At 64.4% G+C, this 14,537-nt stretch carries 15 protein-coding genes; 10 read left to right on the top strand and 5 right to left on the bottom strand.

From position 1 onward, the window contains the following. Positions 1-42: 42 nt before the first annotated feature. Positions 43-1,524 (top strand): ribosome biogenesis GTPase Der, encoded by a 1,482-nt coding sequence (gene der, locus AB4M76_RS07635; RefSeq protein WP_368441198.1) that lies wholly within the window; start codon positions 43-45, stop codon positions 1,522-1,524. A gap of 9 nt (positions 1,525-1,533) precedes the next feature. Here der and AB4M76_RS07640 read toward each other — a convergent pair whose 3' ends face one another. Both AB4M76_RS07640 and serS read right to left on the bottom strand, forming a co-directional pair. Beyond that, on the bottom strand, positions 1,534-2,250 hold the full coding sequence (locus AB4M76_RS07640) for a hypothetical protein (RefSeq protein ID WP_368441200.1): 717 nt from the start codon (positions 2,248-2,250) through the stop codon (positions 1,534-1,536). 198 nt (positions 2,251-2,448) lie between these two features. Continuing rightward, positions 2,449-3,741 (bottom strand): serine--tRNA ligase, encoded by a 1,293-nt coding sequence (gene serS, locus AB4M76_RS07645; RefSeq protein ID WP_368441201.1) that lies wholly within the window; start codon positions 3,739-3,741, stop codon positions 2,449-2,451. A gap of 216 nt (positions 3,742-3,957) precedes the next feature. Here serS and yajC point away from each other — a divergent pair, with 216 nt between their 5' ends. From yajC to AB4M76_RS07690, 9 genes are all read left to right on the top strand, one after another. Next, positions 3,958-4,236 (top strand): preprotein translocase subunit YajC, encoded by a 279-nt coding sequence (gene yajC / locus AB4M76_RS07650; RefSeq protein ID WP_368441202.1) that lies wholly within the window; start codon positions 3,958-3,960, stop codon positions 4,234-4,236. A 35-nt stretch (positions 4,237-4,271) separates the two neighbouring features. Continuing rightward, positions 4,272-5,921: a protein translocase subunit SecD gene (secD, locus tag AB4M76_RS07655; protein ID WP_368441203.1), complete on the top strand. Its 1,650-nt coding sequence runs from the start codon at positions 4,272-4,274 to the stop codon at positions 5,919-5,921. A 1-nt stretch (position 5,922) separates the two neighbouring features. Beyond that, positions 5,923-6,891, top strand: a complete 969-nt coding sequence (gene secF / locus AB4M76_RS07660; protein ID WP_368441204.1) for a protein translocase subunit SecF — start codon at positions 5,923-5,925, stop codon at positions 6,889-6,891. Between the two features lie 108 nt (positions 6,892-6,999). Continuing rightward, positions 7,000-7,353, top strand: a complete 354-nt coding sequence (locus AB4M76_RS07665; protein ID WP_368441206.1) for an Mth938-like domain-containing protein — start codon at positions 7,000-7,002, stop codon at positions 7,351-7,353. 7 nt (positions 7,354-7,360) lie between these two features. Beyond that, positions 7,361-7,984 carry a heme ABC exporter ATP-binding protein CcmA gene (gene ccmA / locus AB4M76_RS07670; protein WP_368441208.1) on the top strand — a complete coding sequence of 208 codons (624 nt, stop codon included), beginning with the start codon at positions 7,361-7,363 and terminating at the stop codon, positions 7,982-7,984. Beyond that, positions 7,981-8,637, top strand: a complete 657-nt coding sequence (gene ccmB / locus AB4M76_RS07675; RefSeq protein ID WP_368441210.1) for a heme exporter protein CcmB — start codon at positions 7,981-7,983, stop codon at positions 8,635-8,637. The genes ccmA and ccmB overlap by 4 nt, the downstream gene beginning before the upstream one ends. Before the next feature lie 52 nt (positions 8,638-8,689). After that, on the top strand, positions 8,690-9,424 hold the full coding sequence (gene ccmC / locus AB4M76_RS07680) for a heme ABC transporter permease CcmC (protein ID WP_368441212.1): 735 nt from the start codon (positions 8,690-8,692) through the stop codon (positions 9,422-9,424). Then, the gene (gene ccmD, locus AB4M76_RS07685) at positions 9,424-9,579 is read left to right on the top strand and encodes a heme exporter protein CcmD (protein WP_368441214.1); all 156 of its coding nucleotides are present in this window, start codon (positions 9,424-9,426) and stop codon (positions 9,577-9,579) included. Before ccmC ends, ccmD begins: the two co-directional genes overlap by 1 nt. A 13-nt stretch (positions 9,580-9,592) precedes the next feature. Beyond that, positions 9,593-10,111, top strand: a complete 519-nt coding sequence (locus AB4M76_RS07690) for a DsbE family thiol:disulfide interchange protein (protein ID WP_368442400.1) — start codon at positions 9,593-9,595, stop codon at positions 10,109-10,111. Here the strand turns inward: AB4M76_RS07690 and AB4M76_RS07695 are convergent. The 3 genes from AB4M76_RS07695 to acnA form a co-directional block, all read right to left on the bottom strand. Next, on the bottom strand, positions 10,101-10,691 hold the full coding sequence (locus AB4M76_RS07695) for an NAD(P)H-dependent oxidoreductase (RefSeq protein WP_368441216.1): 591 nt from the start codon (positions 10,689-10,691) through the stop codon (positions 10,101-10,103). The two genes, AB4M76_RS07690 and AB4M76_RS07695, sit on opposite strands and share 11 nt — an antisense overlap. A 75-nt stretch (positions 10,692-10,766) precedes the next feature. Beyond that, the gene (locus AB4M76_RS07700) at positions 10,767-11,582 is read right to left on the bottom strand and encodes a hypothetical protein (RefSeq protein ID WP_368441218.1); all 816 of its coding nucleotides are present in this window, start codon (positions 11,580-11,582) and stop codon (positions 10,767-10,769) included. Between the two features lie 167 nt (positions 11,583-11,749). Beyond that, a complete protein-coding gene (gene acnA / locus AB4M76_RS07705) occupies positions 11,750-14,524 on the bottom strand; it encodes an aconitate hydratase AcnA (protein ID WP_368441220.1) in 2,775 nt (924 codons plus the stop codon). Positions 14,525-14,537: the final 13 nt, after the last annotated feature.

Consider the following 14,537-nt stretch of genomic DNA (forward strand, 5'->3'; position numbering starts at 1 on the left):
CGCGTGTCTGAACTGGCCCAACCGGGGCCCGGAGCCTGAATTATGTCCTTTACCCTTGCCATCGTGGGCCGCCCGAATGTCGGCAAATCCACGCTGTTCAACCGTCTTGTCGGCAAACGCCTTGCGCTGGTCGACGACCAACCCGGCGTGACACGCGATCTGCGCGAAGGCGCGGCGAAACTCGCCGACCTGCGCTTTACCGTGATCGACACGGCGGGGCTGGAAGAGGTCACCGACGACAGCCTGCAAGGCCGGATGCGCCGCCTGACCGAACGCGCGGTCGATATGGCCGACATCTGCCTTTTCATGATCGACGCCCGCGTCGGCGTGACGCCCTCGGACATGGTCTTTGCCGAAATCCTGCGCAAGAAATCCGCGCATGTGATTCTGGCGGGCAACAAGGCCGAGGGCAAAGCCGCCGACGCCGGGATGATCGAAGCCTATTCGCTGGGGCTGGGTGAGCCCATTCGCATGTCCGCCGAACATGGCGAGGGGCTGACCGATCTTTACACCGCGCTGATGCCGCTGGCCGATGAATATGCCGAACGCGCCACGCAGGACGCGCCCGAGACCGATGTCGACCTGCCCGAGGATGACGCCGACCTTGAGGCCGAAGCCATCCCGATGCCGACCCGCGCCAAACCGCTGCAGGTCGCCGTGGTGGGCCGGCCCAATGCGGGCAAATCGACGCTGATCAACCAGATTCTGGGCGAGGACCGTTTGCTCACCGGGCCAGAGGCCGGGATCACCCGCGATGCGATCTCGCTAATGACCGAATGGGCCGGGCCGGATGGTGAGCCGGTGCCGATGCGGATTTTTGACACCGCCGGGATGCGCAAAAAGGCCAAGGTGCAGGAGAAGCTCGAAAAGCTCAGCGTCAGCGATGGTCTGCGCGCGGTGAAATTTGCCGAGGTCGTGGTGGTCCTGCTCGATGCCGAGATTCCGTTCGAGCAGCAGGACCTGCGCATTGCCGATCTGGCCGAACGCGAAGGCCGGGCGGTGGTTGTTGCCGTGAACAAATGGGACATCGAAGAGAACCGTCAGGAGAAACTGCGCGATCTCAAGGAAAGCTTTGAGCGGCTGCTGCCACAGCTGCGCGGCGCGCCGCTGATCACCGTTTCGGCCAAGACGGGCAGGGGGCTTGACCGTCTGCAAGCCGCGATCATGCGGGCCTATGAGACATGGAACCGCCGGGTCACCACCGCACAGCTGAACCGCTGGCTCTCGGGCATGATGGAGGCGCATCCGCCCCCCGCGCCACAGGGCAAGCGGATCAAGCTGCGCTATATGACCCAAGCCAAGACCCGCCCGCCGGGCTTCGTGGTGATGTGCAGCCATCCCGACAAGGTGCCGGATAGTTATTCGCGCTATCTGGTCAATGGGTTGCGTCTGGATTTCGACATGCCCGGCACGCCGATCCGCCTGTGGATGCGCGGCCAGTCGGACGCGAACCCCTATAAGAACCGCAAAAAGGCCGCCCCGTCGAAGCTGCGCAAACACACCGCCGGGCGCCGCAAAGACTGATCGGCGGGCCTAGCCCCGTCGAAACGCCCAAAGGGTGGGCAGCGCCAAGGCGACGCTGCCCCCGAGCGCCAGATAGGCGACGATCGGCGTGGTGTCCCAATTGGTGACGACCACCCCGACCAGCCCCCAGATCACTGCGATGCCATAGGTTGGCACGCGGCCCAGGGCGGTCTGCACCGTCAGCCCGACGGCAATCGCCAGCCCGACAAAGACCAGCGCCGCGGTCTGCCCTTCCAGATAGCCATAGCCCGCCGCCAGCAGCGCCAGCGAGACGCAGGCGGCGGCAGAGAGCCAGCCCGCGTAGAGCCCGACCGGGGCGGCGGCCCAGAGCGGGTCTTCGACCGGGGCGAGGAAAAGGGCGATGAGCGCGGTGATCAGCATGATCCAGATCAGCACTGCGGCCCAGACCGGGCTCATGGTGGCCACGGCGAGCCATGTTGTGCCCACGGCGAGCGACAGGCAAAGCGGCACGCGCATGTCATGCCACTGGGCATCGCGCGGCGCGCGCAGCAGGCCGTAAGCGAGGCCGAGGATCAGCCACAGATAGATCAGCCCCCAGATCGAAAAGGCATAGCCTGCGGGCTGCGCGGGCGGGTTTTCTTGCGGGATCGGGAATTGGTTGGGGTCAAAGCCCGAGAAACTGGGGACAAAGAAGGGCGAGATCGCGAAGGCGATGCTGAGCAGCAAGGCAAGCACGGCGATCAGGGTGCGGGATGATTTGGGCAAGCGGGGGCCTCGCGGGATGAGCTGTTGCGGTACAGCTAATCCTAGAGCGCACGCTGGCCACGGCAACCGAGGGCCGTCGCCCGCCCGGTCGCAGCAAAGCTACGCCGGGCATATTCTGGCACGCCTCTGGCGTGACGGACGGGCAGGCGATGGCCCGGCGCATGCGGCTTGATTCCGGGCTGGGTCGGTGCCTCAGCGTTAGGCGAGCACACCCTCGGCGGTCAGGGTCGTCTTCCCGCCGAGATAGGGCGCCAGCGCCTCGGGCAGCTCCACCGACCCATCCGCCTGCTGGCCATTCTCCAGCACCGCGATCAGGCAGCGCCCGACCGCCAGACCCGAGCCATTCAGTGTATGCACGAACTGCGGCTTGCCACCACCTTCGGGCTTGAACCGCGCATTCATGCGCCGCGCCTGAAAATCCCCGGTGGTCGAGACCGAGGAAATCTCGCGGTAGCAATCCTGCCCCGGCACCCAAGCCTCGATGTCATAGGTACGGCGCGCGCCAAAACCCATGTCGCCGGTGCAGAGGATCACGGTGCGGTAGGGCACGCCCAGCTTTTCCAGGATCCCCTCGGCACAGCCCACCATACGCTGCTGTTCGGCGTCGCTGTCATCGGGATGGGTGATCGAGACCATCTCGACCTTTTCAAACTGGTGCTGGCGCAACATGCCCGAGGTGTCCCGCCCCGCGCTGCCGGCTTCGGAGCGGAAGCAGAGCGTATGGGCGGTCAGGCGGATCGGCAGGGCGCTTTGCTCCAATGTGTCGCCGGCCACCGAATAGGTCAGCGGCACTTCGGAGGTCGGCACCAGCCACCAGCCATTGGTGGTCTGATAGCTGTCATCGCCGAATTTCGGCAGTTTATCCGTGCCATACATCGCCTCATCGCGCACCAGCACGGGCGAGTTGACTTCGGTCAGCCCGTTTTCATCGACATGGGTGTCGACCATGAACTGCGCCAAGGCCCGATGCACCCGCGCCACGGCGCCTTTCAGCATGACAAAGCGCGCGCCAGAGGTCTTGGCGGCGGTCTCGAAATCCATATTGGGTTTGACGCCCTTGATCTCGTAATGCTCGACCGGGGTGAATTCAAAGCTGGGCTTTTCGCCCCAGACCTTCACCTCGACGTTCTCCTCCTCGCTGGCCCCTTGGGGCACGTCGTCGGCCGGGTTGTTGGGGATGCGGGCGAGCATGTCGTTGAGCTGCGCATCAAGCTCCTGCGCCTCGGCGTTCATCGCGGCGACTTCGGCTTTCTTGTCGCTGACCAAGGCCCGCAGCCGCTCGAACTCGGCCTCATCGCCCTTGGCCTTGGCGGCGCCAACTTCCTTGCTGGCCTTGTTCTGCTCGGCCTTTGCGGTCTCGGCCGCCGCGATCTTGGCGCGACGTGCGGCATCAAGCGACAGCACGGCCTCGGACATCGCGGCTTCGCCCCGGCGGGCGAGGGCGGCGTCGAAACCTTCGGGATTATCGCGGATGGCGCGGATGTCGTGCATGGTCTGTCCTCGGGATCAGGTGAGTCGGTTCGGCTGCGTTATGCCTTAAAGTGCTGCGCGGCGGTAGGGGCCGCAACCCTGCGGCGATCGGGCTCAGGCGCGGGCGCATATCCCATAGGCTTTCCACCTTGCACCCCGCTGCCACCGCGCATAGGTTCTGGCCAAATTCTCAAGGCCCCTCAGGCGGCCCAATACCCATCGAAAAGGACGACCCCCATGGAAGGCATCCAGCAATTCGTGCCGCTGATCCTGATCTTCGCGATCATGTATTTTCTGCTCATCCGCCCGCAGCAGAAGAAGGCGAAAGAACATCAGGCCATGGTGGCTGGCCTGCGCCGGGGCGATCAGGTCGTGACCCAGGGCGGGATCATCGGCAAGGTCGCCAAGGTCAAGGACGATGGCGAGCTTGAGGTCGAAATCGCCGAGGGCGTGAAAGTCCGCGTCGTGCAGGCCACCATCGCGACCGTCGTGTCCAAGACCGAACCCGCGAAATAAACCCTCCCCCGAGGCCGCAACCCAAAGGCGGAACCATGCTTCAGATTGATCTGTGGAAGCGGATTGCCATTGTCCTGACCTGTCTGGCGGGACTTTGGCTGGCGCTGCCCAATGCGTTTTACACCCCTGTCGAGCAGCACAATGATGCGGTCGCGGCGATCGAAGTGCAGGGCAGCACGCCCGAGCTTGAAGCGCAGCGCGCGCTCTGGCCCGATTGGATGCCCTCGGGGCTGGTGAACCTTGGCCTCGATTTGCGCGGCGGTGCGCATCTGCTGGCCGAGGTGCAATTGGCCGATGTCTACGAAAGCCGGATGGAGGCGCAATGGCCCGAAGTCCGCGATGCGCTGCGCAGCCTGACGCCGGTGCGGCGCGAAGAGGCGCCGGCGGGTGAATTGCGGGTGCGGTTGAACGATCCGGACAAGATGGCCGAAGCCTTGGAGATCACCCGCGGTCTGGCCCGTCCGGTCACCACCGTGACCGGGGCAGGCGGCAGCGACATCAATGTCAGCGGGGCCAATGGTGTCATCACCATCACCCTGTCGGAGGCTGAAAAGCGGGCGACGGATGAGCGCACCATGCAGCAGAGCCTTGAAATCGTGCGCCGCCGGATCGACGAGGTCGGCACCCGCGAACCGACAATCCAGCGGCAGGGGGCGGACCGGATTTTGATCCAGGTGCCGGGCATCGGTTCTGCCGCCGAGTTGAAAGCGATCATCGGCACCACCGCGCAGCTGACCTTTAACCCGGTGGTGAACCGGGGCTCGAATGAAAACGACAACCCCGGCATCGGCAATGCGATCCTGCCGGCGGCGGATCAAGAGGGTGTCTTCTACACCATCGAGACCGCCCCCGTCGTGACCGGCGAGCAGCTTGTCGACGCGCAGCCCAGCTTTGACCAGAACGGCGCGCCGGCCGTCTCCTTCCGCTTTGATACCAATGGCGCGCGCAAGTTCGGCGACTACACCGCCGAGAACATCGGCGCGCCCTTTGCCATCGTGCTGGATGACGAGGTCATCAGCGCCCCCACCATCCAAAGCCATATCCCCGGCGGCTCGGGCATCATCACCGGGCGGTTCACCGTGGAGGAAAGCACCAATCTCGCAGTCTTGCTGCGCGCCGGTGCCTTGCCTGCGGGGCTGAGCTTTGTCGAAGAACGCACCATCGGGCCGGAACTGGGCCAGGACAGCATCGACGCGGGCAAGATTGCCACCGCGGTGGCCTTCACCGCCGTGCTCTTCTTCATGTGGGCGTCTTACGGGCTGTTCGGCTTCTTCGCCAATATCGCGCTGATCATCAACGTCGGGCTGATCTTTGGCCTTTTGAGCCTCATCGGCGCCACGCTGACCCTGCCGGGCATTGCGGGCATCGTGCTGACCGTCGGCATGGCGGTGGACGCCAATGTGCTGATTTTCGAGCGTATCCGCGAAGAGCAGCGCAATGCCAAGGGCGCGGCGCGGGCGATCTCGCTGGGCTATGAGCGGGCGCTGAGTGCCATTCTGGATGCCAATATCACCACTTTCATCGTGGCGGTCATCCTCTTTGCCCTAGGCTCCGGCCCGGTGCGCGGCTTTGCCGTGACATTGGGGCTGGGCATCGTCACATCGGTCTTCACCGCCTATTTCGTCACCCGCTTGCTGGTGGTGATCTGGTTTGAACGCCGCCGTCCCAAGACAATCGAGGTTTGACATGCGACTGAAGCTGGTACCCGACAATACGAACTTCGATTTCTTTGGCTATGCCAAGATCACCTTTGGCGCCTCCGTGGTGGCGATGATCCTGTCGCTGATCGTCTGGGGCGTGATGGGGCTGAACTTTGGCATCGACTTCCGCGGCGGCACCACGCTGCGCACCGAAGCCGCGCAGGCGGTGGACGTGGGCGCTTACCGCGATGCGCTGAGCCCGCTGGAACTGGGCGATGTCACCATCTCCGAGGTCTTTGACCCCGGCTTTCGCGAGGATCAGCATGTGGCGATGATCCGGGTTCAGGCGCAAGAGGGGCAGGAAGCGGCCACCACCGACACGATCAAGACGATCCAGACGGCCTTGCAGCAGGTCTCGCCGGACATCAAGTTCACCTCCGTTGAGTCCGTCGGGCCAAAGGTCTCGGGCGAGCTGATCCAGACCGCTTTTCTGGCGGTCGGCGGGGCGCTGGCGGCGATTCTGATCTACATCTGGCTGCGCTTTGAATGGCAATTCTCGGTCGGGGCCGTGGTGGCGCTGTTCCATGACGTGGTGCTGACCATCGGGCTGTTCTCGCTCCTGCAGATCCGCTTTGATCTGCCGGTGGTGGCGGCGATCCTGACCATCATCGGCTATTCGATCAACGACACGGTTGTGATCTTTGACCGTCTGCGGGAGAATCTGCGCAAATACAAAAAGCGGCCCCTGCGTGAGGTGATGAACCTTTCGGTGAATGAGACGCTGAGCCGGACCCTGATGACCTCCGGCACCACGCTGCTGGCGCTGATCGCGCTGCTGATCCTTGGCGGTGACGTGATCCGGGCCTTTGTTTTCGCCATCACCTGGGGTGTTGTCGTGGGGACATATTCCTCGGTCTATGTGGCAAAGAACGTGGTGCTTTTCCTTGGCGTCAAGCGCGACTGGTCGAAGCCCGACGCGGGAGCAGGCACGCAGTTCGCAAATATCGACGCCTGACGGACAGGTGTTGGCCCCCCGCAACGGGGGCCAGCGCGGCGCCCCCTGTTTCCCCAGACCGCTCTGCGCTAGGCTGGCCCCGTCGCTTTTTCGCGGAAAGGACATGATATGCGTTTGAACGAAATCACCTATACCGATGCCAAGCCGATTGACGGCTATGGCCCCGGTTTCTTTCGCGTCGGCGGTGAGGTCATCGAAGGCCCGCAGGTCATTGGCCCCGAGGGGATCACCGGCTGGGGCGGTCTGGCCGATCCGGCGCCGGTACTGGCGCTGGTGGGCAAGGTCGATGTGGTCTTTCTCGGCACCGGGGCGGAGGTCGCGCATATCCCCGACGATCTGCGCGACACATTGGAAGAGGCCGGTCTGGGGGTCGAGGTGATGTCCTCCCCCGCCGCCTGCCGCACCTATAACATCCTGCTGAGCGAGGGGCGGCGCATCGCGCTGGCCCTATTGCCGGTCTGAGAGCGCAATGGGCGCCGCCTTGCAGGTCAGCGATCTGAGCGTCGCGCGTGGCGGTGTGCCGGTGCTGGCGGGGGTGTCCTTTACCCTGGCCCCCGGCGAAGCGCTGGTGCTGCGTGGCCCGAATGGGGCGGGCAAGACGACATTGCTGCGCGCAATCGCAGGGCTTCAGCCGCCGCTCTCGGGGCGGATTGACGGGGCCGAGGACCGCATCGCCTATGCGGCCCATGCGGATGGGTTAAAGGCCATGCTGACGGTGCGGGAGAACCTGACCTTCTGGGCGCAGGTCTTTGGCAAGTCTGATATTTCGCCCGCGCTCAAGGGCTATGCGCTGGAGGATTTGGCGGACCGGCTGGCCGCGACCCTTTCGGCCGGGCAAAAGCGCCGGCTCGGGCTCTCGCGGCTCTTGGTCACCGGGCGGCCCATCTGGGTGCTGGATGAGCCCACGGTCTCGCTCGACGCACAGGCGGTGGCCCTGTTCGGCGCGGTGCTGCGGGGGCATCTGGCGGCCGGGGGAGCGGCGCTGATGGCCACCCATATCGATCTGGGGATCGCGGCGCGGGTGCTCGACATCAGCGCCTATTGCGCGGCACCGGAGGCGGAGCTTGGCGCAAGCGACGCGGTCTTTCTGTGAAGGCGCTGTTGCTGCGCGATTTGCGGCTGGCGCTGCGGGCGGGCGGGGGCTTTGGCCTCGGGCTCGCCTTTTTCCTGATCGTGACCATGCTGGTGCCCTTCAGCGTCGGGCCGGAAGCCGCGCTGCTGGAGGCGATTGCCCCCGGCGTGCTCTGGCTCGGGGCGCTTCTGGCCTGTCTGCTGTCGCTCGACCGGCTCCTGGCGCTGGATCTCGAAGATGGCTCGCTGGAACTGCTGCTGACCGCGCCGCTGCCGCTGGAGGGGGCGCTGGCGATCAAGGCGCTGGCGCATTGGCTCACCACCGGCCTGCCGCTGGTGCTGGCGGCCCCTTTCCTTGGCCTGATGTTGCAACTTGCGGCGCCGGGGCATCTGTGGCTCTTGACCTCGCTGGCGCTTGGCACCCCGGCGCTGTCGGTCATCGGCATGTTCGGCGCGGCGCTGACGGTGGGGATCAAACGCGGCGGGCTGCTCTTGTCGCTTCTGGTCCTGCCGCTTTACATCCCGACGCTGATTTTCGGGGCTGAGGTGGCGCGGCGGGGCAGCGCGGGGCTGGACCCTTCGACGCCGCTTTTGATGCTCGCCGGGCTGACCTTGGCCGTGGTGGCCTTGATGCCCTTTGCTGCGGCGGTGGTGCTGCGGATGGGCTTGCGGTGACCCAACAATTTTGTGCATTGAGCAGCCTTCATCTGCGCGGTAGGTAATCCCCATGTCCCTTTGGCAATATGCAAATCCGGTCAAATTCCTCGCGCTGTCGGCGCGGGTGCAGCCTGCGCTCTGGGCGCTGGCGGCGGTCTTTACTGTTGTGGGATTGATCTGGGGCTTTTTCGGCACCCCCGATGATGCGCGCCAGGGCAGCACGGTCAAGATCATCTATCTGCATGTGCCAGCGGCGCTGATGGCGATCAACGCCTGGTTCATGATGCTGGTGGCCTCCTTGATCTGGCTGATCCGGCGGCACCATGTCAGCGCGCTGGCGGCCAAGGCGGCGGCCCCGGTGGGGCTGGTGATGACGCTGATTGCGCTGCTGACCGGCGCGATCTGGGGCCAGCCGATGTGGGGCACATGGTGGGCCTGGGACCCGCGGCTGACGTCGTTTCTGATCCTGTTCCTGTTCTACCTTGGCTATATCGCGCTCTGGCAGGCGGTCGAAGACCCGGACACGGCGGCGGACCTGACCTCGGTGCTCTGCCTTGTCGGATCGGTCTTTGCGGTGCTGTCGCGCTATGCGGTGCAGTTCTGGAACCAGGGGTTGCATCAGGGCACCTCAATCCCCGTGGCCACCGGCAACCGCAGCGTGGCGGATGTGTTCTTTTATCCGCTGGTGCTGGCGATGCTGGGCTTTGGGCTGCTGTTTCTGGCGCTGGTGGTCTACCGCACCGGAACCGAAATTCGCCTGCGCCGCACCTCGGCGCTGCGGGCGCGGATGAACAGGGGGGCGTGATGCCGGAACTTGGGAAATACGCGGGCGAGGTGCTTTCGGCCTATGCGCTGTCCCTGCTGCTTTTGGCCGGGTTGCTGCTGGTGACGCTCTGGCGCGGTCGGGCCGCCCGCCGGGCCTTGGAAGAAACAGAAGCGGAGGTGAAACGCCGTGGCTAAACTTTCCCCCATGATGATCGCGCCGCCGGCGATTTTTGCGGCTTTCGTGATCCTTGCTGCCGTGGGCATGTACCGCGAAGACCCCGAGGGGCTGCCCTCGATGCTGGTGGAGAAACCCGCCCCCGCGATGCCCGAGGCCGCGCTGCCGGGCTTTCCACAGGCCACGGATGACATGCTGCGGGGCGGTGAGGTCTCCTTGGTGAACTTCTGGGCCAGCTGGTGCCCGCCCTGCCGGGCGGAACATCCGCAGCTCTTGGAATTGCAGGCCGATGGGATGAACATCATCGGCGTGAACTTCAAGGATACCGAGGGCAATGCCACGCGCTATCTCGAAGACGAGAAAAGCCCCTTTGCCGGGGTCGGGTTCGACCCGCAGGGCCGGGTGGCGATTGACTGGGGGGTGACCGCCCCGCCCGAGACTTTCATCGTCGGCGGGGACGGGACGGTGCTGTTCCGCTTTGCCGGGCCGCTGGTGGGCAGCGACTATGAGCAGCGGTTCTTGCCCGCGCTGGAAGAGGCGCTTAACCGCTGATCTTGCCGGCAAAATCGACCAGACGTCTGGCCTGAAAGGCGACCGATTTCTTGCCCAGCTCATCCAGCGGGCCGGGCTGGCAGGAATAGCCGTAAGGGTTGCCGCCGTCCTCAAACTTCACGCCATCGGCATAGCCTGGTGCCACGATGATCGCGCCCCAGTGCATCGCGGTGACATAGATCGACTGGATCGTCGTTTCCTGCCCGCCATGGGGGTTCTGGGCCGAGGTGGTGGCGGTGATCGCCTTATTCGCCAGCGCGCCGGACTGCCATTTCGGCCCCAGCGTGTCGACAAAGGCGCGGAACTGGCTGGCCGGGACGCCAAAGCGGGTGGGGACCGAGATGAAGTAGCCATCGGCCCATTCCATGTCATCCGGCGTGGCTTCGGGAATGTCCTTCATCTTTTCAAGCTGCTCGCGCCATGCGTCCTGACTGTCGACAACTTCACGCGGCGCGGTCTCGGCACAGCGGCGCAGGCGGACCTCGGCGCCGGCCTTTTCGGCCGCTTCCGCCGCCTCTAGGGCGATGCCGTGGTTCGTGCCATAGGTCGAGTAGAAGAGTACCAGGATTTTGGTCGCCATGGATTGTCCTTTCATCTGTAGGGTCCCGGACCAATCCCCCGGGCCCGCGGGTGGTTCCAGAACAAGCCCAAACCGTCAGACCGTATAGCGCTGCGCCCAGGCATCTAGCCGCGCGATAAAGGCGTCATCGCTCAGCGCATCGAGGGTTTTGCCCTCGGGCGCGTGAAAGCCCGGCAGGGGGGCCAGCGCGATGCGCAGGCGGCGGATCTGCTCGGGGTAGGGCGCCACACGGCGGGCCAGATCGACAAGCCTCGCGGGCAGGCGGCGCGCAGGGTCTTCGGCGCTGTAGTAGAGCGCGAATTGCATGGCGTTGAGATTGGCAACCAGATCGGCAAGGGCGGGCAGGGTGACATTGGTCATCTCGTCACTGCCAGCCTCGCACATCGAGGCTTTGGTGAGCAGGCCGCGCCCCTGTGCCACGGTGGTGGTGGTGGAGAGCACGAAGCTGACCGAGAGGGTCAGGATCACCATCCCGGTGACCCCGGCCAGCACCGAGAGGATCAGCCAGACCGGGCTTTCGGTCTCCAAGGGCCCGCCGCCCAGCGTCGACAGCAGGTGACCGACAAAGGCAAAATCCCGTGCAAAGCCCGCCGGGGCTTCGGTTTCGCTGATCACCACGGCGGTGTCGGATATCTGAAAGATCATGGTCCAACCGAGCGAGACGAGGGTGATCCAGGTGAAAGCGATGCCGGCCATGACCACCGGGCCGGAGAGCCGGTGCCGCGCATTGCCAGCGGGCATCAGGCGGGTGAACAGGCGCCAGATCACCCGCGCCACATTCTGGGACAGGGGGGGCACCGGTGCGGCGCCGATGGCGGTATAGAGGAAATCGAGCAGCACGAAGATCAGGAGCATCGCGCCCATGAGCCCTATGAGGATTTGGAAGATCATGCGCTGTGGTCCCTCGGCAATGGTTGGCCGGTCCAAGCGGCTCTTGCGGGGGGAACACTTCGGCGGCTGAACAGGTTCCCGCAGGCCGCGGCGGGGGGGGGCAGATGCAAAAAGGGCGGCCATGGTCTGGCCGCCCTTTCGTAATCTTTCGACGGACGTTCGCCGCTTTAGGCGGATTTCGCCAGGTTGCGCAGCACATAGTGCAGCACGCCGCCGTGCTCAATGTATTCGATCTCAATCGCGGTATCGATGCGGCACTTCAGGGTGATCTCCTTGGTGCTGCCATCGGCCATGGTGATCGTGCAGGGCACCTCTTGCAGCGGCTTGATGGTGTCGAGACCCTTGATCGAGACGCTCTCGTCCCCGGTCAGGCCCAGCGTCTTGCGGGTGTCGCCGCCGGTGAACTCGAACGGAATGACGCCCATGCCGACGAGGTTGGAGCGGTGGATACGCTCAAAGCTCTCGGCGATCACGGCCTTCACGCCCAAGAGCGCGGTGCCCTTAGCGGCCCAGTCACGCGAGGAGCCCGCGCCATACTGTTCACCACCAAAGATCACCAGCGGGGTGCCGTTCTCCTGATGCGCCATGGCGGCGTCAAAGATCGAGGTCTGCTGACCATCGGGGCCTTTGGTATAGCCGCCTTCGACCCCGTCCAGCATCTCGTTCTTGATGCGGATATTGGCGAAGGTGCCGCGCATCATGACTTCGTGGTTGCCCCGACGCGAGCCATAGGAGTTGAACTCACGCACCGGCACCTGACGCTCGATCAGGTACTGACCCGCAGGCGTGGTTTCCTTGAAGGAGCCCGCCGGCGAGATGTGGTCGGTGGTGATCATGTCGCCCAGCATCGCCAGCACTTTCGCGCCTTCGATGTTGGAGATCGTCCCCGGCTCGGGCGACATGCCCTGGAAGTAGGGCGGGTTCTGCACATAGGTCGACTGCGGTGGCCAGTCATAGGTCTTGCTGTCCGGCGTCTCGACCGACTGCCACTTTTCGTCGCCCTTGAAGACATCGGCGTATTTGTCCTGGAAGGCTTCGCGCGTCACGGTCTTCTCAACCAGATCGGCGATCTCCTGCGTGGAGGGCCAGATGTCCTTCAGGTAGACGTCATTGCCGTTCTTGTCCTGACCCAGCGGGCTGTTCGTCAGGTCGTGGTTCATGTCACCGACCAGCGCATAGGCCACCACGAGCGGCGGGGAGGCGAGGTAGTTGGCGCGCACATCGGGGCTGATCCGGCCCTCGAAGTTGCGGTTGCCCGACAGGACGCTGGTGCCGATCAGATCATAATCGTTGATCGCCTTGCTGATTTCGGGCTCCAGCGGGCCGGAGTTGCCGATACAGGTGGTGCAGCCATAGCCCACGAGGTTGAAGCCAATCGCGTCGAGGTCGTCTTGCAGGCCCGCGGCCTCCAGATAATGCGAGACGACCTGCGAGCCGGGGGCCAGCGATGTCTTGACCCAGGGCTTGCGCGTGAGGCCCAGCTCGCGTGCCTTGCGGGCCACGAGCCCCGCGCCGATCATCACATAGGGGTTCGACGTGTTGGTGCAGGAGGTAATCGAGGCGATCACGATGGAGCCGTCGTGCAACTGGTAATGACCATCTTCGGTCTGCACATAGCCGCGGGCGTGGTGGCCTTCGTCACCGGGGATGTGCTGCGGCTCGGGTTGGCCGCCTTCGCCTTCCCAGCGGATTTCGGAATTGGCCGAAGTGTCTTTGCCCTCGCGGATGCCTTTGACATATTCGGCAAAGGCGGTGTGGGCCTTGTCCAGCGCGATGTAATCCTGCGGGCGCTTCGGGCCCGAGATCGCCGGCACGATGCTGCCCATGTCGAGCTTCAGCGTGTCGGTATAGACCGGCGCATAATCCGCATCGCGCCACATGCCGTTTTCCTGTGCATAGGCTTTCACCAGCGCCACGCGGTCCTTGTCGCGGCCGGTGTTGGTCAGATAGCGCAGGGTTTCCTCGTCAATCGGGAAGAAACCACAGGTGGCGCCATATTCTGGGGCCATGTTGGCGATGGTCGCGCGGTCCGCCAGCGGCAGATTGTCGAGCCCGTCACCGTAGAATTCCACGAATTTGCCAACCACGCCTTTCTCGCGCAGCATTTCCACGACCTTCAGCACAAGGTCGGTGCCGGTGGTGCCTTCGACCATACGGCCGGTGAGCTCAAAACCCACAACCTCGGGGATCAGCATGGAAATCGGCTGGCCCAGCATCGCGGCTTCGGCCTCGATACCGCCGACGCCCCAGCCCAGAACGGCTGCGCCGTTGACCATGGTGGTGTGGCTGTCGGTGCCGACCAGCGTGTCGGGATAGGCGACTTCCTCGCCGTTCTGGTCCTTGTCGGTCCAGACGGTCTGGCTGAGATACTCAAGGTTCACCTGGTGGCAGATGCCGGTGCCGGGCGGCACAACGCGGAAGTTGTTGAACGCCTTCTGGCCCCATTTGAGGAAAGTATAGCGCTCGATGTTGCGCTCATATTCGCGGTCCACGTTCATCTGGAAAGCGCGCGGGTTGCCGAATTCGTCGATCATCACCGAGTGGTCGATCACGAGATCGACAGGGTTGAGCGGGTTGATCTTGTCGGCATCACCGCCAAGCGCCACCAGACCGTCGCGCATCGCGGCAAGGTCCACCACCGCAGGCACGCCGGTGAAATCCTGCATCAGCACGCGGGCCGGGCGATAGGCGATTTCGCGGGGGTTCTTGCCGCCCTTGGTCGCCCATTCGGCGAAAGCCTTGATGTCGTCCTGCGTGACGGTCTTGCCATCTTCAAAACGCAGCATGTTTTCCAGCACGACTTTTAGCGCGGCGGGCAGTTTGGAGAAATCACCCAGACCCGCGGCTTCGGCGGCCGGGATCGAGTAATAGGCGACTTGCTGGCTGCCAACAGAAAGCGTCTTGCGGGTCTTGGCACTGTCGTGACCGACTTGGATCGTCATGGCGGGCTCCCTT

This window comes from Sulfitobacter sp. PS-8MA, from assembly GCF_040933935.1.
In the GTDB taxonomy this organism is placed as follows: domain Bacteria; phylum Pseudomonadota; class Alphaproteobacteria; order Rhodobacterales; family Rhodobacteraceae; genus Sulfitobacter.

Excerpts from the sequence above, each read along its gene's own strand:
- AB4M76_RS07700 (WP_368441218.1), bottom strand. The coding sequence starts at position 11,582 with ATGATCTTCCAAATCCTCATAGGGCTCATGGGCGCGATGCTCCTGATC.
- AB4M76_RS07695 (WP_368441216.1), bottom strand. The coding sequence starts at position 10,691 with ATGGCGACCAAAATCCTGGTACTCTTCTACTCGACCTATGGCACGAAC.
- ccmD (WP_368441214.1), top strand. The coding sequence starts at position 9,424 with ATGCCGGAACTTGGGAAATACGCGGGCGAGGTGCTTTCGGCCTATGCG.
- serS (WP_368441201.1), bottom strand. The coding sequence starts at position 3,741 with ATGCACGACATCCGCGCCATCCGCGATAATCCCGAAGGTTTCGACGCC.
- acnA (WP_368441220.1), bottom strand. The coding sequence starts at position 14,524 with ATGACGATCCAAGTCGGTCACGACAGTGCCAAGACCCGCAAGACGCTT.
- der (WP_368441198.1), top strand. The coding sequence starts at position 43 with ATGTCCTTTACCCTTGCCATCGTGGGCCGCCCGAATGTCGGCAAATCC.
- AB4M76_RS07690 (WP_368442400.1), top strand. The coding sequence starts at position 9,593 with ATGATCGCGCCGCCGGCGATTTTTGCGGCTTTCGTGATCCTTGCTGCC.
- ccmA (WP_368441208.1), top strand. The coding sequence starts at position 7,361 with ATGGGCGCCGCCTTGCAGGTCAGCGATCTGAGCGTCGCGCGTGGCGGT.
- secD (WP_368441203.1), top strand. The coding sequence starts at position 4,272 with ATGCTTCAGATTGATCTGTGGAAGCGGATTGCCATTGTCCTGACCTGT.
- AB4M76_RS07665 (WP_368441206.1), top strand. The coding sequence starts at position 7,000 with ATGCGTTTGAACGAAATCACCTATACCGATGCCAAGCCGATTGACGGC.
- ccmC (WP_368441212.1), top strand. The coding sequence starts at position 8,690 with ATGTCCCTTTGGCAATATGCAAATCCGGTCAAATTCCTCGCGCTGTCG.
- yajC (WP_368441202.1), top strand. The coding sequence starts at position 3,958 with ATGGAAGGCATCCAGCAATTCGTGCCGCTGATCCTGATCTTCGCGATC.
- secF (WP_368441204.1), top strand. The coding sequence starts at position 5,923 with ATGCGACTGAAGCTGGTACCCGACAATACGAACTTCGATTTCTTTGGC.